This window comes from Bacteroides cutis (genome assembly GCF_900241005.1).
Taxonomy (GTDB): Bacteria; Bacteroidota; Bacteroidia; order Bacteroidales; family Bacteroidaceae; genus Bacteroides; species Bacteroides cutis.
The window spans coordinates 239,771-265,217 of sequence record NZ_OEST01000001.1 but is presented as its reverse complement, the minus strand read 5'-3'; the positions used below and the strand labels follow the sequence as shown (position 1 = coordinate 265,217).

Sequence of the window (25,447 nt, the reverse complement as noted above, 5' to 3'; positions counted from 1 at the left end):
AAGAACTTCTGCTTTGTTGAAGTCTGTATCACCTACAAGTTCCTTTACTATCGACAATGGGTTTGGATGTCCCCTCTCATTGAAAGAGACTGTCGTTCCTATTAGGGGAAACTGTCGTTCCCATTAGGGGAAACTGTCGTTCCTATTAGGGGAAACCGTCGTTTCCATTAGGGGAAACTGTCGTTCCCTCTTAAAGGAAACTGCCGTTTTTGTTAAGGGAAACAACAAGCCCCTCCGTCTTTACTTGTTGTAGCATGATGGAGGGGCTGATTGTGTGAGATAGATCTATTTATTTCACTTCCCAAGTATCATTAGTCATCAATAACTCTTCAAAGTTGTGATACTTTTTCTTGGAAGCTACTTCTTCGATTTGCTCGTGAACGGCATCGTTATAGGTCGGAGCTTCCACATCACGGATTACACCGAGGGCGATCGGGAAATCGGGCCCCTCCATCAAAGCAAGTTTCAGTTGCAGGGTGTTATCCATACAGTGGGCATCGTGGATGAGGATGTCTTTTTCTGTAATGCCGTTTTCGTCGAGTTTCACCACCTTCAGTCCGAAACCTTCCTGCATCAGGCCATATTCGTTGTTTTCGCCAAAGAGCATCGGTTTGCCATGTTCCAGGTAAATGGCGTTCTTGGCACGATCTTCCTTCTTGGCGACAGAATCATGAGTTCCGTTATTGAAGATAACGCAGTTTTGCAGAATTTCGCACACAGAAGCACCTTTGTGATTGTAGGCCGCTTTCAAAATTTCTACCGTACCGGTTGCATCTGTAGCTACTGCGCGGGCAAAGAAACGGCCGCGTGCGCCGAAACAGAGTTCTGCCGGATGGAACGGATCTTCTACTGTACCGTAAGGAGATGATTTGCTGACAAATCCACGGGGAGAAGTAGGAGAGTATTGTCCCTTCGTCAAACCATAAATGCGGTTGTTTAACAAAATCATGTTTAGGTCGATGTTACGACGTACGGCATGGATAAAGTGGTTGCCTCCGATGGCTAACCCGTCGCCGTCACCGGAGATTTGCCATACCGTCAGATTAGGGTTGGCAACTTTTGCGCCCGTAGAAATGGCAGCGGCACGTCCGTGGATGGTCTGCATCGCATATGTATTCATGTAATAAGGCAAACGGCTGGAACAACCGATACCGGAGATAACGGCTGTTTCCCAAGGAGCTATACCAATCTCTGCCATTGCTTTGTGCAGTGAAGCCAGAAAAAAGTGGTCACCGCAACCCGGACACCAACGAGGTTGTCCTTTCTTGAAATCTTTTGCTGTATATTCGCACATGATGTTTCTTTTTTTATTTATCAGTTATTTCATTGAAAGCTGCTACCAATTCGGCCACTACAAACGGTTGTCCTTTGACCTCGTTGAATTGGTACGGTGTGAAGTTATCTATTTTCATACGCAGATAACCGGCAAATTGTCCGAGGTTCTGTTCGGCAACTACCACTTTCTTATATTTCTTCAATACGGCTTCTGTATTCTTAGGCAGCGGATTGAGGTAGGTGAAGTGTGCGAGGGCAACTTTCTTGCCGGTCTTGATCATTTCTTCCATTGCTGAGTACAAGTGGCCGTAGGTACCGCCAAAACCAACAATCAAGAGGTCGGCATCGTCTATGCAACCTTGTACCTTTACATCGGGTACGGGGATTTTGGCAACTTTCTCAGCACGCAGGTGGCACATCAGGTCGTGGTTATCGGGATCGGTAGAGATGGCGCCGGTATTACTGTCTTTTTCAAGACCACCAAGAATGTGCATATAACCTTCTTGCCCCGGAATAGCCCAATAGCGGACACCTGTTTCCGGGTTACGTTTATACGGAGTATAGTTATCCTTCATTTCTGCAGTAACGTATGGCGGATTGATGGCGGGATAATCTGATAATTTCGGTAATTTCCATGAACCGGAACCGTTGGCTACGAAGCCGTCGGTCAATAATACAACCGGAGTCATGTGCTCCAAGGCTATCTTACTTGCCATGAAAGCTGCATCAAAACATCCGGTGGGTGAAGATGCGGCGATAACGGGCATTGGACTTTCACCGTTCCGCCCGAACAAGGCCTGCAACAAGTCGGTTTGTTCCGATTTGGTGGGTAGACCGGTAGAAGGACCGCCACGTTGTACATCGAGTACCACAAGCGGGAGTTCGGTGATTACAGCAAGATTCATTGCTTCTGATTTCAAGCAAACACCTGGACCGGAAGTGGAAGTCACTGCCAATGCGCCCGCGAAAGCGGCACCGATAGAGGTGGCACAACCGGAAATCTCATCTTCGCACTGTACGGTCATTACACCCAGTGATTTATGTTTGGAAAGCTCGTGCAGTACGTCGGTTGCCGGAGTGATGGGGTAGGAGCCGAGGAACAGTTTCAAACCCGCTTTTTCGGCGGCGGCGATGAAGCCATAGGCGGTTGCCTTGTTACCTGTGATGTCCATGTAACGGCCTGGAACGGCTGTTTTGCTTTCAATCTTATAAGTATTGGCTACAGAAGCGTGGGTGTTGTGTCCGTAGTCATATCCTGCATGAATAACTTTGATATTGGCTTCGGCAATTTCGGGCTTCTTGGCGAATTTCTCGCGGATAAAATCTTCGGCAATTTTCAGGTCGCGATTAAACAGCCAGCAAACCAGACCTACTGCAAACATATTACGGCATTTCAACATGGATTTGTTGTCCATTCCAGTATCTGCAAGACAATCTTTCACCATCTTGGAGATAGGAGCGGCAATAACATCCTGTTTGATAGCCATTTCTTCGATGGGATTATCGGTCTTGAAATTTGCCTTTTCCAAATCTGTTTTTTGGAAAGCGTCCGTATCAATGATGATACATGCGGTAGATTTAGCAAACTTATATTGTGTTTTCAGTGCGGCGGCATTCATTGCTACCAATACGTCGCATTTATCACCCGGAGTATAGACTTTATCTGCACCGATATGTACCTGAAAACCGGATACACCGGTAAGTGAACCTTGCGGGGCACGGATGTCTGCCGGATAATCGGGAAATGTACTGATGTCATTTCCTACCGTAGCCGAAACTGTTGAAAAGATGTTGCCGGCGAGCTGCATACCATCACCGGAGTCTCCGGAGAAGCGGACTACCACTTGCTCCAGTTCTTTAACCATCATGTCGTTTGCCATAACTTACGAATTAGTATTTTGATTAATTTTTAGGACTTACAATTGTTTTTACACAGTCGACAAATTTCGTAAAGTTAATCGGATTAACAAAACTTTTTTCGGAAAATCAGCAGAATACATTATCTTTGTACCCGCATTCTACTGCTATATGCAGAAACTATGCAAAAGGTCTTGTAGTTCAACGGATAGAATAGAAGTTTCCTAAACTTTAGATCCGGGTTCGATTCCCGGCGAGACTACTCTCTATACTTCTCCCATGCAAAGAATTGTAATCAATAAAAAGGTAAAATCCGCTTTATTCTTCTGTTACTGTGAATTCAAGTCAGGTATGGATTATGTCGGGGGGGAATTCTATTTTTTTGTAAACAGATGTTTGAGGATAGGGGATATAAAAAAAGAGTAGGGACTTTCCAGTCTCTACTCTTTTTACTTTATATTATCAGTTTATTATTTCACTTCCTCGGCAACAGGTTCTACTGTTTTCTTGTTTTTCATCAACAAGTATGCGATAGGAGATGCAACGAAGAGTGAAGACAATGTACCGAATACGACACCCAAAATCATAGCGAATGCAAAGCTACGGATAGAATCACCACCAAGGATGAAGATACACAACAACACAATCAAAGTACTCAATGAAGTATTGATGGTACGTGCCAAAGTTGTATTCAGCGAATCGTTGAATAATTGGAACTTGTTACGCTTCGGATATAGGTGGAAGAACTCACGTACACGGTCGAAGATCACCACTTTATCATTGATAGAGTAACCGATAGCTGTCAGGATAGCGCCGATAAAGGTCTGGTCAATTTCCAGAGAGAATGGCATCCAGCCCCAACAGAGTGAGTAAGCACCCAAAATTATAATGGTATCGCAGGCTAATGCTGCAACAGAACCGATACTGTAAGCAATATTACGGAAACGGATCAGAATATAAATACCGATAGCGATCAATGCAAGTACAACAGACCAGATCGCAGATACCTTGATGTCGTCTGCAATACTCGGACCTACCTTTTGTGAACTGATGATACTACCACCTGTGTGGTTTTCGCGGTCGATGAATGTTTCCAACGTAATGTTTTGAGTCAATACGGGTTTCAATGTTTCATACAGATATGCTTCGATTTCGGAGTCTACATTGTTCCCTTCTTCTTCGATACGGTAGTTGGTACTGATACGTACAGTTTTACCGTCTGTACCAATAGCAATAACACTAACGTTTGCGTCACCGAACTTACTTGCGATTAATTCACGGACTTGTTCCGGTTCTACTTTGTTTTCAAATTGTACTTTAAAGTTACGTCCACCGGTAAAATCAATACTTTGGCTTAAACCACGGGTTACGAGTGAACCGATACAAATTATCAGGGCGATACCTGTAATGGTGAACCATAATTTGTTTCTACCCATGAAGTTGAAGTGTACATTTGCCATTAAATTCTTGGAAATACCGGAAGAAAATGTTAGGTTCAACAGCTTATCCTTGTTCATGAAGTGTTCGTAGAACAGACGTGTCATAAACACTGCTGTAAAGAACGAAATCAAGATACCTATAATCAATGTGGTGGCGAAACCACGGATAGGACCTGTACCGAAGTTGAACAGGATGATACCAGTGATGATAGATGTCAAGTTAGAGTCGAAAATGGCAGAGAATGCGTTGGAGTAACCATCTGCCAATGCTTTCTTAACTCCCTTACCTGCGCGTAATTCTTCTTTAGTACGTTCGTAAATCAACACGTTGGCATCTACAGCCATACCAAGTGACAATACCATACCGGCAATACCGGACATGGTTAAAGCTGCCTGGAAGGACGAAAGGATACCCAGTGTGAAGAACAGGTTCAGTACCAAAGCACCGTTGGCTACCATACCCGGAATGAAACCGTACATAGAGCACATGTAAACCATCAACAGGATCAATGCGACAGCAAATGAGATGATACCGGCGTTGATAGACGCTTGTCCCAAAGATGGACCAACGATGTCTTCCTGTACGATATGTGCAGGAGCCGGCATCTTACCGGACTTCAATACGTTTGCCAAGTCTTTTGCTTGTTCGGGAGTGAAATGACCGGTAATTTGTGAATTACCGCCTGTGATTTCCTGATTTACATTAGGTGCGGAATATACATAACCATCCAAAACGATAGCGATTGCTTTACCTACATTCTGCTTGGTAAGTTGTGCCCAGCGGCGTGCGCCGTCTGAATTCATGGACATACTTACAGCAGGTTTACCGTAATGGTCATACTCATCCTTGGCATTTACTACTACATCACCTTCCAACGGAGCGCGCCCGTTACGTTCAGTAGATTTGATAGCATAAAGCTCGAAAGTCTGAGCTTTCGGATCATATTCGTAAGGAGATACCCCCCATTTCAAACGTAAATCCTTCGGTAACTCAGATTGGATTTCCGGCATAGAAAGATATTTGTTGATGTCGGCGGTATCCTTATAATTGGCATATGCTACGACAGGACCTTGTCCGTTCGGGTTAACTTGCATGATAGCCAGCAACGGATGATCTTTCTTGATTTGTGCAAGATTGGCAGTTTGGGCTTTACTTTCACCCTTCAAAGCTGCGGCAAGGCTGTCTGCCGTACTGGTAGTCTGGGCTACGGTAGGAGCTTCGGTTACTATACTATCTGTTGTAATGCTGTCTGATTGAACTGTATTTGCCAATATAGCACGCAACTTGGAGTCGGCTGCTTGTAAATAAGGTGTAACGTCTTTTGCATTGTAAGTTTCCCAGAATTCCAAGTTTGCAGAACCTTGTAATAATTTTCTTACACGTTCAGGCTCCTTGATACCGGGTAGTTCCACCATGATACGGCCCATTTTGTCTTCCAGACTCTGAATATTGGGCTGAACCACACCGAAACGGTCAATACGCGTACGAAGTACGTTGTATGAGTTATCAACAGCTGCCTTTACTTCTTCACGCAGTACTTTTTCAACCACTGCATCTGAAGATTGTTGGGTTACTTTGTCTTTTAATTGTTGGGTTGCGAACAATTCCGAAAGACGTGCCTCAGGAGCAATCTTGTGATACTCTCTGATGAATAATGTGATGACGTCTTCTTGGCTTGTAGTAGCCTGTTTCGCAGCTGTTGCCAGTGCTTTGTTGAATGCTTCGTCTGGTTTGTTATCTGCCAATGCTTTGATAACATCGGGTACAGAAACTTCAAGGATAACGTTCATACCACCCTTCAAGTCCAAACCTAAACTGATCTCCATTTCACGACATTGTTTCAGCGTCCAATTGCCGAACCACACTTTCTCATTTGCCAGAGAGTCAAGATAGTCTTGTTCTATTTTCACATCACCTTTTGCGAACTCTTTTGCCTTGTTTGTGTAATGGCGAGTCACAAAAGAGAAGGAAAGATAGAACACACACACCAGTGTGAGCAATATCGCAAAAACCTTTACAAATCCTTTGTTTTGCATGTTACTTTTAGTTTATTATGATTACTTCTTTATTAATTTCTATTGCATACAAGGCTGCAAATATAGCTTTTTTTTCACAAATCTTACTTCATACCGCGATTTTTTAACATCGGTTCTAATTGGGGTTCAGCGCCTCTGAAATTTTTATAGAGTGTCATCGGATCTTCACTGTCACCTTTCTCCAAAACATTCCGATGGAAAAGCTCGGCTGTGTGTTTATCGAAAATGCCATGTTCCTTGAATGCCTCGAAAGCATCATTATCCAGTACGTTAGCCCATAGATAGCTGTAATAACCTGCTGCATAGCCACCGATGATATGATTAAAATAGGTGGTACGGTAGCGTGGAGCGATTTCAGGAATTAAACCGAGTTTGTCCATAGCTTCTTTTTCGTATGCTACTACATCAAGCTCCTGCGTATCCGTCAGATTATGTAAATTCATGTCGAGAATGGCGGCTGCAAGAAGCTCGGTGGTCATAAAACCTTGGTTGAAAGTTTTTTGATTCAGTATCTTTTCTATGAGACTGTCAGGAATGATTTCACCAGTTTGGTAATGTTTTGCATACATTTTCAACACTTCGGGTTCAGTTGCCCAGTGTTCGTTGATTTGAGAAGGCAATTCGACAAAATCGCGGGCAACATTTGTACCGGAAATCCCTTTGTAATTACATTTGGTCAGTAAGCCATGTAGCCCGTGTCCAAACTCGTGAAACAAAGTTTCTACTTCATCAATAGTTAACAATGAAGGAGTATCGCCTACGGGTTTGGTGAAACTTGCTACATTGCATACCAGCGGGCGTATGTTACCTTGTTGTTCACGATAGTTACTCATCCATGCTCCACCACGTTTACCTGCACGGGGAAAATAGTCTACGTAGAAGATACCCAGTTGACTGCTTTCGGAGTCTTTTACTTCAAACACTTCGACATCGGGATGATAAACGGGCACACCTTCCATCTTGGTGAGGGTAATGCCATAGAGTTTATTGGCTACGGCAAAAGCACCTTCACGAACATTATCCAGTTTAAAATAAGGCTTGATTTCTTCTTCTTTAAGATCATATTTCTCTTTGCGAAGTTTTTCGGTGTAATACCACCAATCCCATGCTTCCAGTTTCTCTCCCTTGCCTTCTTTGTCCATCAGCTTTTGAAGTTCGGTTGCTTCGGCCTTTGCTTTAGGTAGAGCATAATTCCACAAGTTATTTAGGAAATCCATTACTGTTTGGGAATTCTTTGCCATACATTCGTCCAATACAAAGTTGGAATAACAATCATAGCCTAAAAGGTTAGCTTTTTCCAGTCTTAGGGACACAATATTGGTTATCACTTTTTTATTGTCATTTCCATCATTGTTGTTTCCGCGGTTAATATACGCTTTATAGATTTTTTCACGCATGGGGCGGTTGGCAGAATATTGCAGGAAGGGTAACCGGCTGGAATTTTGTAAAGTGAAAAGCCATTTGCCTTCTTGCCCGTCTGTCTTGGCATCGGCAGCCGCTGCCTGACGTACACTTTCAGGTAGACCAACGAGATCTTCTTCTTTCTCGATATAGAGTTTGAAAGCATTGTTTTCATTTAATACATTATTCCCGAAGGTGATACCGAGACTGGAAAGCTGCTTGTTGATTTCGCGTAAACGAGTTTGTTTGTCGGCAGGCAAATTGGCTCCAGAACGTACAAATTTCTTATAAATTTTATTCAGTAGTCGTTCTTGTTCCTTGGTTAATTTTAAACTGTCTTTTTGTAGATATATAGTATTTACTTTCTTGAACAACTCTTGATTTAGTAAAATATTGTCATTATGCTCTGACATTAAAGGTCCCATCTTCATTTCCAAATCTGCTAATCCGTCGTTGGTTTCGGCTTCCGTCATGTTGAAGAAAACACCTGTTACCCTATCGAGCATGGGTGAACTGTTGTCAAAGGCAATAATTACATTTTCAAAGTTTGGAACTTCTGTATTATCGATAATCGCCTGTATATTGGCATTTTGCTCTTCTATACCTTTCAGAAAAGCAGGTTCGTAGTGTTCGAGTTTGATTTTATCAAACGGAGGAACACCATTCGGAGTTTGAAACTCGGTGAAAAACGGATTACTTTCCGTTTGAGTAGTACAGGAGTACATCATACAACTTGCAGCTAAAATTAGAATACTTCTTTTAAACATAAGCATTAAAGTATTAGATATTAAGTAGTTTGTTTATATTTATACTTCTTTATAAATAGAGAAATCACGGTCGTTTGGATATATAACACCATATCGGGTAGTGGTCGGATTCTTTTATGGAGCGATCTACCGTACAATTATAGGATCGAAAGTTCTTACTAATTAATATATTGTCTATTCGAAAATAGAATTTATTCTGATTGTATGAAATACCTAATCCACGTCCTGATTGAGTAAAAGCATCGTTCATGTTTTCTGCGATGACACGATGGGTATATGAAATGGGAGTATCGTTAAAGTCCCCACAAACAATGACGAAAGGATGGCGGGAGGAATTAATTTCTTGTACAATAGTATCAGCTTGTGGGGCACGGATGGCAGAAGCTTCTGCTAATTTGCGAATTAACAGTCGTGCTCCATTTTTTACTTTTTCTTTTTCGGGAGATTTCAATATACCTTCGTAGATATCTTTGTCTGCTTTCGTCAGTTTATTGGACTCCAGATGGTTATTAATAAGGGTTATTGTGTCTTTGTCTAACTTCAATTCGTAAACTACGGAACCGTTGTATTCGCTTGCATATTTCAGTATCCGGGCTGATAGGATAGGATATTTTGAATAGCAGGCTATTTTGTTGGTATATCCATTGGCGCTACCCACTGCGTTGATACGGTGATAGGGGTAATCGGCTAATTCACGTTCAATGTCTTTCTGGGTCAGATAATGGGGAGATTCTACGGTTGCATATTCTTGCAAACAGAGGACATCTGCATTACTTTCTTTCAGATAGGTAAGTATGGCATTTTTGCCGTCCTTTTTGTTGGCCCCATTGAAGCCCATGATGTTATAGGAAAGTAATTTGATACTTCCTTCAGGAAAGTTGTCCGTACGGAAATTGATGGGAAGATAAGTACGTATTTGGGAATAACACAATAAGAAACCTATTAAAGGGAGAAGGGCGGATTTATAACGTTGTATCATCAGCCAAAAAAATAAAAAGCAACCATTAATCAATGCAAAAATAGGGAAAGTCAGTCCAAGACAGGATTGTACCGGATGCGTCACCGGATAAATATACGGGCTATAAGCTGTTAATAGCATGAGCCCTGTAAATAAAGCATTGATCACCAGTATGATAAAAACGACAAAATTACCGAGATGCTTCATTCTTTTTGTGCATGATTAATGGTTGATACTGAGTGATTATCGTTTACTTGCATCAAACAAACTTTTCTTTTCTTCTGTAGTCAGGCTTTCGTATCCTGATTTTTTCAGTTTATCGAGGATACGGTCTATCTCATCGTTTTGGGCTTTTTTACGGGCATTGTAGTCATAATCTTTTCCCCTTTCTGTTCCATAATGAATTTTCATTTTAGGCTTATGGGGGCGGATACTGGATAAAGAAGTGATGGCATCGAGGAATTTATTGATCCAGGATGTAATATCCGTGCCTTTACTCAGGCCGGCAGCAAACCAAAACCCTGCCAACGCCCCTCCCAGATGGGCGATGTGGCCTCCTGCATTACTGGAAGTGATAAAAAGTAAATCGGTACAAATGACAATCAGCGCCAGATATTTCAAGCGGATTGTTCCAAAAAGGAAGAGTTGTATCGGATAGTTAGGCTCACGATAGGCGGTTGCGGTAACAATGGCAAGTACGGAAGCTGACGCACCCAACATGAAAGAATATTCTATCATGGGACGGAAATAAGGGAAAATGTTGTAAGCCACTATATAAAGTACACCTCCACAAATCCCTCCTAGAATATATATACCCCGCAGATGCTTTGTCGAAAAAAAATTCAGAAACAATGCACCGAACCAGTACAACCAAAGCATATTGAAGAGTATATGCATTAATCCGGCGTGCATAAACATATAGGTGAATATAGACCAAGGTTGTATAATGAAACGTGAAAGTGAAGCCGGAAGCTCCATCCATTCGAATACACCTGCCAGGCTCCGGTTAAAAAGTTGCAGTATGACTTCTGTCAATGTAGTAAGGATAAATACTCCGACATTGATATAAATTAACTGTAAATAGATATTTCCTCTACGGAATGTATTTTTCAGATCAGTTATAATAGTTGCCATTTCCTCTACTTTTTTTTCTCCAGTACGTAATTAATATGAAACCGAATATCATACCCCCTAAATGTGCAAAATGTGCTACATTGTCTCCCGCATTGTTGGCAAATCCGGCATACAACTCTATGAGGGCATATCCAATAACAAAGTACTTTGCCTTGATAGGGAAAGGTAATGGGAAGATAAACATCGGTTGGTTGGGGAATAACATCCCGAAACCCAGTAAGATGGCATATACGGCTCCGGAAGCTCCAACAGTAGAACTGTTTAGCGTAAGGTTTAGACTTGCCATGATAGGATCAATGAAGTTCATGTTTTGATGAAGTGCTTTGGTACCTTCTTTCAAAACGGCTTCAACCATTTCGGGAGTCATACCAGCTTCCAGTGTCATGTATCGAATACCTGTTACCACTTCTTGAATAAGCCCTGCCCCTATACCACATACCAAATAATAGAACAGGAAACGTCTTGGACCCCATACCTGCTCAAGGATACGACCAAACATCCATACGGCGAACATGTTAAAAAACAAGTGGGTGAAACTTGCATGCATGAACATATAGGTGATCAGTTGCGCCACGTTGAAATCTTCGGCAAGAAAGAAGTGTAACCCCAGATATTTAGCCAAATCAATGCCATAACTTTGGGCTACAAGTGTACCGAGAAACATCAGCACATTAATAATCAAAAGGTTTTTGGTAACTGTTGGTATACTATTCATAATCTGTATATTCGTTCAACTTGTTTTCGCTTTATTTGGCAAAAGTACGAATAAATTCTGTTCTATAACAGAAAATACAATTCCTATTCCTTTTTTTTCATCTTTTTCCAATCTTTTTTTAATGTTTTTATTTGATATTCAGATTTATTGCTCTATTTTTGTAGGAAGTTGTGATAACGAATTTATCTTTTGTGTAACATATTAATCAATTTGTATTATGAATAAGGCAGAACTTATTAGTGCAATGGCAGCTGAAGCTGGATTGTCAAAGGTTGAATCTAAAAAGGCGTTAGATGCATTTATTGTATCCGTAACAAAGGCTTTGAAAGCAGGTGATAAAGTGTCATTGGTGGGTTTCGGCACTTTTTCAGTAGTTGAAAGAGCAGAACGTACCGGAATCAATCCGGCAACGAAAAAAACTATTCAGATTCCTGCAAAGAAGGTTGCTAAGTTTAAAGCCGGTTCTGAATTGACTATCGAATAAATAGATCATAAATAAAACTAAAAAAGGAAGGGGGCGTATACAACGTCTCCTTTTTTTATGGAATTAAAAATAGTTCGTATCTTTGCAAAGAGAAAATACATTTAAATCATGAATATAGAACAGAAATTGGTAACGTCCGTAATTAACGGACTTAAAGCACTCTACGGACAAGATATTCCTGCCGCTCAAGTGCAGTTGCAGAAAACCAAAAAAGAATTTGAAGGGCATCTCACCTTGGTTGTTTTCCCTTTTCTCCGTATGTCTAGAAAAGGACCGGAACAGACAGCACAAGAGATTGGTGAATATTTACAGGCAAACGAATCTTCGGTTTCGGCATTCAATGTAATCAAGGGATTCTTGAACCTGACCATTGCTTCTTCGGCATGGATTGAGTTGTTGAATAGTGTTCATGCAAATCCTCAGTATGGAATTGTTCCTGTAACGGATCAGTCACCGTTGGTGATGATTGAATATTCTTCTCCCAATACTAATAAACCACTTCATTTGGGGCATGTCCGTAACAATTTATTGGGTAGTGCTTTGGCAAATATTATTGCTGCCAACGGAAATAAGGTAGTAAAAACCAATATTGTGAATGACCGTGGTATTCATATCTGTAAATCTATGTTGGCATGGTTGAAGTATGGAGAGGGTGAGACTCCTGAATCATCTGGTAAAAAGGGGGATCATTTAATTGGTGACTATTATGTGGCTTTTGATAAACATTATAAAGCAGAGGTCAAAGAACTGATGGTTAAATATCAGGATAAGGGTCTGAGTGAAGAGGAAGCTAAGGTAAAAGCGGAAGCGGAATCTCCTTTAATGAAGGAAGCCCGTGAAATGTTGGTGAAATGGGAAGCTAACGATCCTGAAGTTCGTGCTTTGTGGAAGAAAATGAACGATTGGGTATATGCAGGCTTTGATGAAACTTACAAAATGATGGGTGTAACCTTCGATAAGATTTATTACGAATCTAATACTTATCTTGAAGGTAAGGAGAAAGTGATGGAAGGTCTGGAGAAAGGCTTCTTTTATAAAAAAGAAGATGGATCTGTTTGGGCTGATCTTACTGGTGAGGGACTAGATCATAAACTGTTACTTCGTGCTGACGGTACTTCTGTCTATATGACTCAAGATATTGGTACAGCCAAGTTGCGTTTTGCTGATTATCCTATCGACAAAATGATTTATGTAGTAGGTAATGAACAAAATTATCATTTCCAAGTACTTTCTATCTTGCTTGATAAATTGGGTTTTGAGTGGGGTAAAGGATTAGTTCACTTCTCTTACGGTATGGTAGAATTGCCCGAAGGTAAAATGAAAAGTCGTGAGGGTACGGTAGTGGATGCTGATGACCTGATGGCTGAGATGATTGCAACTGCTAAGGAAACTTCAGATGAGTTAGGTAAACTTGATGGTTTAACGAAGGAGGAGGCTGATAACATTGCTCGTATTGTGGGATTGGGCGCTTTGAAATATTTTATTCTGAAAGTGGATGCTCGTAAGAATATGACTTTTAATCCGAAAGAATCCATTGACTTCAACGGCAATACCGGTCCGTTTATTCAATATACCTATGCCCGCATTCAGTCTGTATTGCGTAAGGCAAAAGAGATGGGTATTGTTATTCCTACCCAGATACCGGCAGGTATTGAATTAAGTGAGAAAGAAGAAGGTTTGATACAGATGGTTGCTGATTTTACCGCTATTGTAAAACAAGCTGGTGAAGATTATAGTCCTTCTATCATTGCAAATTATACGTATGATCTCGTGAAAGAATATAACCAGTTCTATCATGATTTTAGTATTTTGCGCGAAGAAAACGAAATAGTAAAAGTTTTCCGTCTTGCTTTATCGGAGAATGTTGCTAAGATAGTGCGTTTAGGAATGGGATTGTTGGGTATTGAAGTACCTGATAGAATGTAATTGTTTGTAATCATTATATAGAAAAGCGGAGTATACATTTTCTTTGTATACTCCGCTTTTCTATATAAAATATCTCTGCTTCTCTTTGTGAAAAATATATTATTCGTGATTGCCTTTTTCATGTTAAATCAGGCGTAAAAACGCCTGATTTATGTTACTCTTCAATAATCACACGGAAACCGACGTTGAAAACACGTTGATAGGGATAGTATCCCTTACGTGAATGTGAAGTGGAGAATTTAGGACGTTCTATATACGAACCACCACGTACTACTTTGTGGTCGGAAGTTTCTTTATTATTCACCTTATAAGGATAGGGTAAATAATCTGAACGTGTCCACTCGGCCACATTTCCGTGCATATTGTATAAACCGAACGGGTTGGCTTCATAAACTTTATCGCCTGTTTGTATGAGTTGTCCGTCATCTACATTCTTTTCCTTCGGCAGGAAAGTATAATACTTATACCAGCTGCTGTTGGGACTCATCGGTTTGGGATCTACGCCTTGTACAGCGAAGAGAAGAGTCGTTTTATCCGCCAGATTTTCTTTTTTACCGAAATCAGTATTTTTGTTTCCATACCAGAAGTCGTCATCACTACCTCCACGACAAGCCCATTCCCATTGTGCTTCAGTGGGCAGAGTAATGTTCAAACCTGTCTTTTTACTCAGCTTTTGGCAGAATTCAACGGCATCGTTGTAACTAACACGGATAACTGGTTGTTGAGGCTCATTTGCCGGGTAACCTTGTACTACATGGTCTTTCCACATCTGATCTACGAAACGACTATCATGATCCGGGAAAATAACATTGAATTGTTCGTTTGTAATTTCTAACTCACCCATCCAGAAAGGTTTGTCTATCTTTACCTTGGCAGTGGGATAAGCATCGGGTTCACCATTGTAACTTCCCATGACAAACTGTCCAGCAGGAATACGGACAAAATTAATTTTGATACCCGGAGCTATTTCTATACTTCGATGTGTTTCGCCGGATTTGGTTTGCATTGTTTTAGCTGTAGCAGCGTCAAACGGCCATCCTTTTACTTTCAGATCTTTTACTTTTACTGCTTTCTCCGGTTCGGGCATTACAGGAGTAATTTCACCTTTACTCTTCAAATAATCAGCATAGTCTTTAATTTCTTTCTTCCAGTCTACACCGGCGCCGTTACCGTATTTGTTTGTCAATTCTATGCGGCGTTCTATCTGGTCATATCCTTTATAAGGAAGTGAAGTCAAGACATTGGCATTGAAGTAACCTTTGTCTGGTGCATTGTAGTCTATCCAATTATATAGTGTCAACCATTCTTTATCGGTTAATTGTACGTTGTAATGTCCTTTTTTTAGCATACGTACCAATTCACTGGTGTTAGGATGATATTCGTATGGCTGGAGTACTACCATATCACCTTCTCCTCCTTGACGATGTACATATGGGTGCAAGTTGAGATAAGAAAGACCGTAGCCTAACTGGTCTTTCTTACCACCACGCAGGTCGAAAGCTTTATTGCCATTGTGGCAGGCGATACAAGCGCGATCCAAAATGGGTTGTATTTCCAAATCAAACGTGAAAGAACGTGAACCACCTTCGGGGGCAGTCAAAGCCACAGGAGCTTTTTGTGAAGCTATCACACGTTTAGGCATCGCAATTTGGTTTTGGTCTTCGTGACAACCAATACATGATACTACTTCACCTGGTTGTCCGGTTACCCAACTACGCATCCATTGAATGGCCACTCCATCTTTGTCCAGTGGTTGAATTGATACAGGAGTATTGGCGGGTACACTGAAGATAGCCGAACCGTCTTCTTCTACGGGAACAGTACCTAGCAGACGTTTAATATCCCAACCGGATTGTATACCATGCCAATTATGGTCAGAACGGGTTTTTACATACGCATATTCGTAAGCGTGAATACGAAGTGATTTCACAGTGCCACGAGGAATTCCTTTCAAACCTTCACCTTCGTAAATATCTTGAATGAAGAATGTAGAATTTTTCTCATTCAATTTTACCCGGTCGGAGATTACTGGTGGAAGCTGTGTTTTTTTTACAAGGATAGGGCTGATAAAACCTTCTCCTTCTGCTTCCATAATGCAGGTTACGTTATCATATACGTCTACCAAGTAAATGCCCCATAGAGATTCTGGAGACAGCTTAGCGGCTACCAGATAGTATTTATCGTTCAGAACGGTGGGTTTGATGAATTGAGGCCATACACCGTCTACCAAACGGTCTTTGATGAGTTCCTTTATAGGACGATTGCGATGAGGAATTTCTTGCACCATACCGGCCACGTTCTTACGCCCTTTGGTGGGATCGAAGATAATCATACGACCAGAACGTGCAACCCCGTGATGACCGGAGATGATACCTACGAAAGCGGAAGCATGATTGGGGAGTGGCTGTATATCAAAAGTACTGTTTGGAAACATAGAACCACTTCCATAGAGAGCTTTGTTTTCTGTTCCATCCGGATTCATGTGCATTACGATACGTGAGTAATAGTGTGTCAAGTCAGTATATTCCCAACGAGTATACATTACACGGCCATTACTCATAACTACCGGGTTCCAATTGGCATCTTGGTCGTATGTGAGACGGCGCAGATTACCTTTTTGGGGGTCATAAAGCACCAGATTACCTACTGCATCGCTTCCGTTTACACAAGGTACACCTTGATAACCGATATTTGAGATCGCTAAAATACGTCCATCCGGCAGGTAAGTACCGTCATAGAATTCCAAGTCCGGTTCTTCATTGTTGATAAGAGGTTTGAAACCACTTCCGTCCAGTTTCACTTCAAATACGTTCCAGCGTTTATCATCGCGTGTTTGAGTAAACATTACACGATCACCATCCCAATGCAAGCGTAAATCTGCGATAGAAGAACCGTTAGTCGGTTTATATACTTGTCGCATCTGTATATCATTGCGCAGGTTACTTAGTTCAATGATTTCTGCATCGAAACCTCCACGACGTGCAGATTCCTGATTACTCCAGTTATTACTTTGCGTACCCAATTCAGGAGTCATTATACGGCGTGCCCTATTACCGATTTTGTAACGTGCTGCTACAATCTTATCACTATCTAGTAGAGGATTACCTAATAAAATAGCTCGGCGATTATTCAAGGCTTTACGGGTGTCAGCTATGGCTTTCTCATCACCATTGTAGATACCGTTAAAACCTTTGGTTGCTAATGAGAGTGTTTCATTGTAAAGTGGTTCATATTTGGCTACATTGAAGTTCTTTTGTTGTTTCATATCATTGTAGGCCAATTTCAAAGCTTCCAGATTGAACCATTGCAACTCTTGTTGTATCAAGTAAATGTTTTGTACCTCTTCCATCAGTGACAGATAGGCTTTTGTACATTCTATACCTTGCTTTTCTTTCTCTATTTGATTCAGTTTCTCAAGATAATAAGTCGATTCGTTCAGTTTACCGATTTGTTTTTTTATGGCATTCTTTTCTATAGAAGTATCACCGGAAATGAGCCATGTTTCTAATCCTCCAAATACATTTGATAGTAGTCCAGCTTCTTTGGGATATTGAGCTTGTAGTTTTTGGGCAATGTCAGAAGGGATGACATTAAGTGCCTGAAAATAGACACTTCCACTCTGTGACTGGTCATCAATACCTACTTCGGCCTCGAAACGTATATATTTCTTGTTGAGGGCATAAACCAGCATACCTTCAGCATGACAGAATACACCGTGCTCAAATTTCTTTCCACCTACTGACAGTGGTTTACCATAGGCATTGATGTTCATACGGGGTTTATCCCATCCAGCCTTACCATATTCGTACTTTACTTGATCCAGCCAAACGGAAGAACCATCAGTGGCAATTAGCCGTGCATTTCCCCATACTGCCTGATCATAGTCCGATCCATCACTACCTCCGGTAGTCACCAGTACTAATTTGTCCATCCCTTTTACATCTACAATAAAAGTTTCCGCATTTTGTTTGCGTTTCATCCATTGTGAGACGATGGGCATACCCGATTTTTTTAACTCTGCTTGTAGTTCTGCCTTTGCTTTTACAGAAGCGTCAAGCCATGTTTCTACTTTTTTAGCACCGGCACCTGAGGCACCGATAGAAGAAAGTAGAAAACAAACTGCCAATAGTTTACTTCTATACTTCATGATAGGTTAACAATTAATATTTATAATTTTTTAGTTCAATATTTATGTTTCAAATATTGAATTAATTTGTTTTCTTTTTGGTATATCGTCTCTTTTTAGCTTTTGGAGCAGCCGGATCATCTTGGATCTTGATTAACTCCAGACAAGACTGTAAACTCAAATCTTGCGGAATGATATCTTTGGGTATTTTATAGTTACTGCCTTTGTAAGCTATATAAGGACCATAACGACCATTTAAAATCTCTAAATCAGGTTCTTCCTCAAACTTTTTAAGATGTTTCTGGGCTTCGGCTTCTTTCTTTTTCAAGATTAACTCGATGGCTTCTTTCAAGGTTATAGCCATCGGATCTATAGTCTTGGGTAATGAGGTGTACATGTTGTTGTTGTAAATATAGGGTCCAAAACGCCCATTACCTACCGTAACTGTTTTACCTTCGTACTCACCCAAAGTACGTGGAAGCTTGAATAGCTCCAGGGCTTCCTCTAAAGTGATGGTCTCGATAGACATATCTTTCTTCAGTTGTGCAAAACGAGGCTTTTCTTCATCACCTGCTGTTCCTATTTGTACAACGGGACCGAATCGTCCGATTTTTACAGAAACTGGTTTCCCACTGGCAGGATCATTACCTAAGATACGTTCACCGGCTTTGTGAGCGTTCTTGGTGGCAAGTGTAGTTTCTACTGACGGATGGAAATCTGTATAGAAATGTTTTAGAATGGTAGTCCATTGTTCTTCTCCCTCAGCTATTTCGTCGAATTGTTTTTCTACATTTGCTGTAAAATTGTAATCAAGGATATTAGGAAAATACTCCATCAGGAAGTCGTTGACTACTGTACCTGTATCGGTTGGTAATAATTTGGATTTTTCTACTCCTGTAATTTCAGTCTGGGTACTGTCAATAATCTGATTATTTTGTAATGTGAGTACATTGTAGGCACGTTCCTGACCCTCTTTTTCACCTTTTACTACATATTCGCGTTGTTGGATAGTTGAAATGGTAGGAGCATATGTAGACGGGCGACCGATCCCTAATTCTTCTAGTTTATGTACAAGGCTTGCTTCCGTGTAACGAGGCGGATGTTGCGTAAAACGTTCGGTAGCCGTGATGTCTTCACGTTGCAACGTTTGTCCTTTTTTAAGAGGAGGTAACAGGCGCGTTTCATCTTCCTGTTCCATATCTTCGTCGTAAGATTCGCGATAAACACGGAGAAAACCGTCGAATTTAACTACTTCACCGGTGGCATTGAATGTATCTGTATCATTACTGATACCAATGGTCACAGTGGTCTTTTCCAATTCCGCATCAGCCATCTGTGAAGCGATGGTACGCTTCCAGATTAGGTCATATAGTTTTTTTTCTTGTGGACTACCTTCTATTTTAGCATTTTCCATATAGGTAGGACGGATAGCTTCATGCGCTTCCTGTGCACCTTTGGTTTTGGTCGCAAAATGACGTGAATATACGTAACGGTTACCCATCATTTTAGTGATAACTTCCTTACTGCTGTTCACTGCAAGTTCCGACAAGTTTACAGAATCAGTACGCATGTAAGTAATCTTTCCTGATTCATACAATCGTTGAGCTACCATCATGGTTTGGGCTACCGTGAACCCTAGTTTACGGGCAGCTTCCTGCTGTAAGGTAGAAGTCGTGAAAGGAGCAGCAGGTCCTTTTTTCAACGGGCGGGTAGAAATATCATTAATGGTGAACGTTGCAGTTTTACAACGTTCTAGAAGCATCTGCGCTTCAACTTTGGTTTTGAGACGGCGGGCTAGTTCGGCTTTCATCTCTACCAACTTACCTTCAGAATCCGGTACAAGGAATATGGCAGTCACACGATAGGAAGCCTCTGTGTGGAAAGCTTGTATTTCTCGTTCCCGTTCTACGATGAGACGTACGGCAACTGATTGTACACGACCTGCCGAAAGGGCAGGTTTTACTTTTTTCCACAATACAGGTGAAAGTTCAAAACCTACGATACGGTCCAGAATGCGGCGTGCCTGTTGGGCATCCACCAGATTGATATCGATATTGCGTGGTTGTTTAATGGCTTTTAGGATAGCTTCTTTAGTAATTTCGTGGAAAACAATACGTTTGGTGTTTTCCGGTTTAAGTTTTAGTACTTCGTATAAATGCCATGCGATAGCTTCTCCCTCTCGGTCCTCATCAGATGCTAACCATACAGTTTCAGCATCTTTGGCTTCGGTTTTCAGTTCTTCTACAACCTTTTTTTTATCTGCCGGGATTTCGTAATGTGGTTTGAAATCTTTATCGACGTCAATACTAAATTCTTTTTTCTTCAAATCACGTATATGACCATAACTGGAAAGGACTTTATAGTCTTTTCCCAGGAATTTCTCAATGGTTTTTGCTTTTGCCGGAGACTCGACAATGACAAGGTTTTTTTGCATAAATTTCTGTTTTATAGTGACTCCTGCCACTCTATTTGCCCGCAAAAGTAGGAAAAAAACCAACTTCTCACCTTATAATATAAGGAGAATTTAGCAAAAATGATTTTTTTTGTTCATATCTTCTTCTATTTTTACGATTAAAACTTAAAGTTTACTCCTCCGAGGAAGTTAATTCCTTCAGTGGGATATCCCCAATAGTATTGATAATTTTTATTTAATAAATTATTGATGCGTATGTAAACAGAAATTCCTTTGAAAAATTCGTAATTTCCTCCTAAATATAGATTACTCACCGAATTGACTTTCCTTTCTTCCATTTTTTCACGATTGATGTACTGATAACCAAAGTTAATTGATGCTACGGATATCGGTTGGAAGTTTATCTCGAATTTTGTTTCAAGGGAGGGCTTGAAAAGCAGACCGCCCTTGTTGATATCTTCATAGTTGATACTCCAATTACGATAAATTCCTGAGGCAGAGAATGAAATGAGATTTTTGTAATCGTAGCTTACTTCTGCACCGGTATATATATTGTGTGTGTTAGCCGTACCCAACAACAGTGCATGGGGGTAATCTTCCGAATTATTGTAAATGGAAAATTGCATTTGCAACAAGTCGTTTTTAAGATTTTGATATCCTCCGTAAAAATTGAGCCACAATCCAGTGACAGGACTTGCCTTGAAGCCGAGAGCAGTATTCAATTGCTCATAAGTGGCTTCCGGCTGCACCATTGTCTGTCCGTAGGGACTGATGGTTTCCATCCGACGAAAATCGTTCAACTGCTTTCCTCCTTTAGCTTGCGCATAGAGTTGGTAACTGTCAGAGAATGTATATTGCACCATTACATCCGGCGAGGCATAGAACTTTTTTCCAAAACCAAAGGAGAAATCTACGTGGACTCCCAGGCGGATTTTCCAATCGTCATTCTTAAAAAGATAGTAAGGAGTCAGATTTAACGAGGTGTAATCTTCAAATAGATTGTTTTTATAAAAAGCATTGTCCATGGCAAATGCTACTCCGATGAACTGTTCTTCCGAGATAGGAGCGCTTGCTTCTGCCAGAGTACGTACAATAGATTCCTTCGTATCCATATAACTCAATTCATGTTGACGGCCATAAAGCAACAGGTTAGTCTCTGCACGAAACTGAACAGGCAGTTCGTCGCCAGTAGATTTTACCCCGAAATGCAGGCTACCGGCAGTAAACTTCTGCTTATTATTAACTGAACCTGGTAGAAAATTAAAATTACTCAGGTCAAAGTTACCGGCTGTATTCATATCCACTTTTTTGAAAGTGTGTGTGTAGTCTATACCTGCATAGGTATGATAATAATAGGCGTTCCATTTTCCAAGATTATCCGGCAGTTCCAGTTTGCCATCCATACCGTTCATGTGTAAAGTCAGATTTAGTCGGTCTCGATCTGAAAATGTAAACAGGTAGTTGGCTCGCATATCTAAATTCCCTTTACTTCCATAGCCCATACGAATGTATCCAGGCAGGACCTTTGTCTGTGCTTCTTTACCTGTATATACTTGCATCACAGTTGTCGGAATTTGCCCCGTAGGTATTAAGGTGATATCATACTCCACTATTTTTTTACTCACAGTGGGTGGCTCAACCTGTGGCAACACGTTTATTTTAGATGCGTCCATAATATCTGGGTTATATTCTTGTTCCACAACGACCGTACGGTTTACCGTAGAGTCTTTGGATTGTTTTTGTGCCTGAGTCTCTAAAGGGAAGGCTAATAAGACTAATCCTCCGAGGATATATTGTATTTTTCTCATAATCATCAAATGTTTGAATTATTTCAACTTTTCCAGCCGTTCGTTAATCATTACTGCAATATCATCATCTGCTTGGTAGTTTTGCTGTAGACTCAATAAATATTGGCGTGCGTCCAGCTTTTTGTCCATTGCTACATACACATCGGACAACAGTATAAAACTACGTGCCAGCCAATAGGCATGTGGGGTACTCTGGTCGATGAAGTTGAGTATCTCTTTTTCAGCCGCAACCAGTTCACCGGCATTGTACAGTTGCTGTGCCAGCAGGTATTTAGCTTCTGCACCATACTGAGTACGGGTGTCTTTTGACAACACTTTCAAGTCGTCCATCGCTTTTTTCACCGCCTTTTGGTTCAGATAGGCTTTGGCACGATAGTACAATGCCTCATTGCTCAGTTCTGGGGTCAGCTTTGCTTCGGCAAGTAAAGCGGTAGCGGCATGTATCACTTCTACGTCATCCTTCAACAGTACGGCACAACGTAGTACCCCGGTAGTCCCCAATTGTCGTCGCTCTGCAGTGGCGGCACGAGCTTGTAACTGTTTGTAATCGGCAAGTGCTTGTCCATATTGCCTGCGATTGAACAATATCTCTCCTCGCATTAACAAAGCTTCTTCGGAATAAGGAGTGTCGGGATATTCAAGTAGCTTCCCGGCGTGTTCCAATATACCTTCTTCATCCTTTTGGTCTTTGTTGATGAGGCATAAGTAATAGTGGGCGTTCAAACTGAATGCACCATTGGGATAACTTTGCAGATAACGGGTGAAACTTGTTTTTGCAGAGGTTATTTCGCCTTTTATGTACACTTTCTCGGCAGCGATGTAGGTCAGTGAATCCTGTTCACTGGGCTCAAAGCGTATCTCTCCCGGCATTTGTGAGGCGAGCGTTGCAAATTCATCCACACGGTTGGCATCTACATAAATTGATTTCAAGTCACGCATGGCAAGACGTGCTTCCTCACTGCCTGGATATTGGGTGATGACATATTTATATGCTTCAATCGCTCGGTCATAGTCATCATTCTGGTAATATAGCAGGCCGATCTCAGTAGCTGCCTTCCGGCTGACGGGGCTTTCGGGATATTTGCTCAGCAATTCGCGGAATGTGGCAATCGCCAGGCTGTTGTTATTACCCTGTACATAAGAACGTCCTTTTTCGTAAAGTGCATTCACTGCATACGGCGAGTTGGGATATTTACTTGCCAAATGGTTCAATAAATTCACTTTTTCGTCATAGTCCTTTTGCAAACCAGCTACCAGCGCCAACTGGTAATAGGAATAATCGCCTGTAGGTGTTCCCAATTTTTCGGCACGGGTATAATATTGCTTGGCTTCATCGAAATGGCGCACGTGCAGGTAACAATCACCGATACGGTTATAGGCATCGGCAAGCAATGTGGAATTTTCGCTTTTCTCCAGTTGTACGAATTTAAGGAAACGGTCTTGTGCAGTGGTATATTCTTTTTTATGGAAAGCAATGTAGGCCAGGTTATAATAGGCCAGCGCAAACATTTCCGTATTTTTTTGAGGGGTGATTACCAGGTAGTCGTTGAAGTTGCGGGCGGCCTCCTGCATACGGCTTAATCGGTAATATGATTCGCCTCGCCAATAAAGAGCGTTTGCTTTGGTCTGAAGGTTATATTGCCCCAATGCAATACTTTGGCTGAAAGATTTGATGGCCTGTTCAAACTGTGTATTGGCGAAAGCCTGTGTGCCGAGTTGGAACAGAATTTTTTGTTTGGCTTCCAGGATAGCTTTGCTGGGATGCGTGATACGCTCGATGGATTTCAAAGCTGCATCATAACTGCGGGTATTCATATACACCTCCACCAGATAATTACTGACTTTGTCGGCATACTGCGAATGAGGGAATTCGTTGAGGAACTTTTCAAAGACCGTAACCGATTCTCCGAAAGCGGAATAAGAGGTCTCGTGTATGCAGAGTGCATAATTATAGGCGGCCTGTTCCTTGACTTTTAAATCGGCATCGGAAATGGCGGCTTGTTCAAATGCCATGCGTGCCTTGTTTTTGTCAGACAATTGAAGATATGCCAGTCCTATATGTAACCAGGCATTCTGTGCCAGAACATCTTTCTCGGTAGTCACTTCACCTAGAATAACAGGCACTTGGGTGTATACTCCGGTCTGATAACATGACATTCCCAGCATGTAAAGTGCATCTCTTCTGTGGATTGTTTCCGTATTGTTTTCAAGATATTTTTCAAAGGCTCTGATGGCTTCATGGTACTTACCGAAATGATAATCAGCTGTACCTTGTATACGATACATTTCTCCTGTGTACGCATGATTTGGGAAAGTTGACAAGTAATTCTGTGCTACGATTCCGGCTTTGTCGTAGTTCTTTTTTATCAAATAAATTTCAGCGATGTAGTAAGGTACCAACGCTTTGTATTTGGAATTGTCCTGTAAAGATAGAAATCCACTGAGGGCATCATCATATCGTTGCTGGGTGTAACGTATGTAAGAAAGGTAATAGGTACAGTCCGTTACATATTTACGGCTGGTATTACGCAGGGTTTTAAACCAGATAGCAGCTTCCTTTACATTATCAGTTTTCAGGTAACAGGTTGCCATACGGTAGGTCATATCATTTCTTTCCTCATTGCCTAACAGATCAAGTCGGGCAGCATTGAACATTGCCAATGCATTGTCATATTTCCCTTCAAAAAAATAGGCGGATGCAATGAGAGCATAAATGCGGTTGGCATGAGGAGTATCGGGATAGTTCTCCAGATAATCGCGAAGATGTTCTATACTTTGCGGGTTTTTCAGCTCATATTCGGCACAAACCAGCATATATTCTGCTTCTTCCCTTTCTCCGGTGGAAGATAAAGGTTTCCCTTTGGCATCCGTTTGTTTTACAAACGCTTGTAACGGGGAAATGGCAGCTGAGTATGCTTTTTGTTGGAACAGAGTTTCTCCTTCCTGATAAAGCCTCTTGGGAGATTCTATTTTATTGTTTGTTTGGGCGGTGGCAAACAGAGATACACAGCAAAGTATCGTACAAAGTATTCGGGAGGTTTTATGTTTCATCTTTTACTATATTGAGTATTTTACAAAAATACAGATTTTGACCGAATTTTGTTTCA

General features: G+C 41.2%; 13 protein-coding genes and 1 tRNA gene. 3 read left to right on the top strand and 11 right to left on the bottom strand.

Translation table 11 applies throughout. The features are described 5' to 3' along the window. Nucleotides 1-289: 289 nt before the first annotated feature. Both C1A09_RS01005 and C1A09_RS01000 read right to left on the bottom strand, forming a co-directional pair. Entirely contained in the window at nt 290-1,294 is a 1,005-nt protein-coding gene (locus C1A09_RS01005) for a 2-oxoacid:ferredoxin oxidoreductase subunit beta (RefSeq protein WP_101541886.1), read from the bottom strand. 13 nt (nt 1,295-1,307) lie between these two features. Continuing rightward, a complete protein-coding gene (locus C1A09_RS01000; RefSeq protein WP_101541885.1) occupies nt 1,308-3,155 on the bottom strand; it encodes a 2-oxoacid:acceptor oxidoreductase subunit alpha in 1,848 nt (615 codons plus the stop codon). Nucleotides 3,156-3,322: 167 nt separating this feature from the next. Here C1A09_RS01000 and C1A09_RS00990 point away from each other — a divergent pair. Continuing rightward, a tRNA-Arg gene (locus C1A09_RS00990) sits at nt 3,323-3,394 on the top strand. A gap of 208 nt (nt 3,395-3,602) precedes the next feature. Here the strand turns inward: C1A09_RS00990 and secDF are convergent. The 5 genes from secDF to C1A09_RS16795 all read right to left on the bottom strand — a co-directional run bounded on the left by secDF (nt 3,603) and on the right by C1A09_RS16795 (nt 11,532). Next, nucleotides 3,603-6,608, bottom strand: a complete 3,006-nt coding sequence (gene secDF, locus C1A09_RS00985) for a protein translocase subunit SecDF (RefSeq protein WP_101541884.1) — start codon at nt 6,606-6,608, stop codon at nt 3,603-3,605. 83 nt (nt 6,609-6,691) lie between these two features. Further along, on the bottom strand, nt 6,692-8,776 hold the full coding sequence (locus C1A09_RS00980; protein WP_101541883.1) for a M3 family metallopeptidase: 2,085 nt from the start codon (nt 8,774-8,776) through the stop codon (nt 6,692-6,694). 64 nt (nt 8,777-8,840) lie between these two features. Continuing rightward, complete coding sequence (locus C1A09_RS00975) at nt 8,841-9,941, bottom strand: endonuclease/exonuclease/phosphatase family protein (RefSeq protein WP_101541882.1); 1,101 nt, start codon at nt 9,939-9,941, stop codon at nt 8,841-8,843. Between the two features lie 36 nt (nt 9,942-9,977). Next, nucleotides 9,978-10,868 carry a rhomboid family intramembrane serine protease gene (locus C1A09_RS00970; protein ID WP_101541881.1) on the bottom strand — a complete coding sequence of 297 codons (891 nt, stop codon included), beginning with the start codon at nt 10,866-10,868 and terminating at the stop codon, nt 9,978-9,980. After that, complete coding sequence (locus tag C1A09_RS16795) at nt 10,849-11,532, bottom strand: rhomboid family intramembrane serine protease (protein ID WP_503092582.1); 684 nt, start codon at nt 11,530-11,532, stop codon at nt 10,849-10,851. Before C1A09_RS16795 ends, C1A09_RS00970 begins: the two co-directional genes overlap by 20 nt. A gap of 268 nt (nt 11,533-11,800) precedes the next feature. Between C1A09_RS16795 and C1A09_RS00960 the strand changes: the two genes are divergently transcribed. Further along, complete coding sequence (locus tag C1A09_RS00960) at nt 11,801-12,067, top strand: HU family DNA-binding protein (protein WP_101541880.1); 267 nt, start codon at nt 11,801-11,803, stop codon at nt 12,065-12,067. A gap of 108 nt (nt 12,068-12,175) precedes the next feature. Further along, nucleotides 12,176-13,993, top strand: coding sequence for an arginine--tRNA ligase (argS, locus tag C1A09_RS00955; RefSeq protein ID WP_101541879.1), 1,818 nt, complete (start codon nt 12,176-12,178; stop codon nt 13,991-13,993). A 154-nt stretch (nt 13,994-14,147) separates the two neighbouring features. On the opposite strand, the gene C1A09_RS00950 is transcribed toward argS, so the two are convergent. The 4 genes from C1A09_RS00950 to C1A09_RS00935 all read right to left on the bottom strand — a co-directional run bounded on the left by C1A09_RS00950 (nt 14,148) and on the right by C1A09_RS00935 (nt 25,391). Beyond that, nucleotides 14,148-18,140: an SUMF1/EgtB/PvdO family nonheme iron enzyme gene (locus C1A09_RS00950; RefSeq protein WP_101541878.1), complete on the bottom strand. Its 3,993-nt coding sequence runs from the start codon at nt 18,138-18,140 to the stop codon at nt 14,148-14,150. Nucleotides 18,141-18,201: 61 nt separating this feature from the next. Next, nucleotides 18,202-20,553, bottom strand: coding sequence for a type I DNA topoisomerase (gene topA / locus C1A09_RS00945; RefSeq protein ID WP_101542408.1), 2,352 nt, complete (start codon nt 20,551-20,553; stop codon nt 18,202-18,204). 137 nt (nt 20,554-20,690) lie between these two features. Then, entirely contained in the window at nt 20,691-22,346 is a 1,656-nt protein-coding gene (locus C1A09_RS00940) for a TonB-dependent receptor (RefSeq protein WP_101541877.1), read from the bottom strand. Between the two features lie 12 nt (nt 22,347-22,358). Next, nucleotides 22,359-25,391, bottom strand: coding sequence for a tetratricopeptide repeat protein (locus C1A09_RS00935; protein WP_101541876.1), 3,033 nt, complete (start codon nt 25,389-25,391; stop codon nt 22,359-22,361). Nucleotides 25,392-25,447 lie beyond the last annotated feature (56 nt).

Excerpts from the sequence above, each read along its gene's own strand:
- C1A09_RS01005 (WP_101541886.1), bottom strand. The coding sequence starts at position 1,294 with ATGTGCGAATATACAGCAAAAGATTTCAAGAAAGGACAACCTCGTTGG.
- C1A09_RS01000 (WP_101541885.1), bottom strand. The coding sequence starts at position 3,155 with ATGGCAAACGACATGATGGTTAAAGAACTGGAGCAAGTGGTAGTCCGC.
- secDF (WP_101541884.1), bottom strand. The coding sequence starts at position 6,608 with ATGCAAAACAAAGGATTTGTAAAGGTTTTTGCGATATTGCTCACACTG.
- C1A09_RS00980 (WP_101541883.1), bottom strand. The coding sequence starts at position 8,776 with ATGTTTAAAAGAAGTATTCTAATTTTAGCTGCAAGTTGTATGATGTAC.
- C1A09_RS00975 (WP_101541882.1), bottom strand. The coding sequence starts at position 9,941 with ATGAAGCATCTCGGTAATTTTGTCGTTTTTATCATACTGGTGATCAAT.
- C1A09_RS00970 (WP_101541881.1), bottom strand. The coding sequence starts at position 10,868 with ATGGCAACTATTATAACTGATCTGAAAAATACATTCCGTAGAGGAAAT.
- C1A09_RS16795 (WP_503092582.1), bottom strand. The coding sequence starts at position 11,532 with ATGTTTCTCGGTACACTTGTAGCCCAAAGTTATGGCATTGATTTGGCT.
- C1A09_RS00960 (WP_101541880.1), top strand. The coding sequence starts at position 11,801 with ATGAATAAGGCAGAACTTATTAGTGCAATGGCAGCTGAAGCTGGATTG.
- argS (WP_101541879.1), top strand. The coding sequence starts at position 12,176 with ATGAATATAGAACAGAAATTGGTAACGTCCGTAATTAACGGACTTAAA.
- C1A09_RS00950 (WP_101541878.1), bottom strand. The coding sequence starts at position 18,140 with ATGAAGTATAGAAGTAAACTATTGGCAGTTTGTTTTCTACTTTCTTCT.
- topA (WP_101542408.1), bottom strand. The coding sequence starts at position 20,553 with ATGCAAAAAAACCTTGTCATTGTCGAGTCTCCGGCAAAAGCAAAAACC.
- C1A09_RS00940 (WP_101541877.1), bottom strand. The coding sequence starts at position 22,346 with ATGATTATGAGAAAAATACAATATATCCTCGGAGGATTAGTCTTATTA.
- C1A09_RS00935 (WP_101541876.1), bottom strand. The coding sequence starts at position 25,391 with ATGAAACATAAAACCTCCCGAATACTTTGTACGATACTTTGCTGTGTA.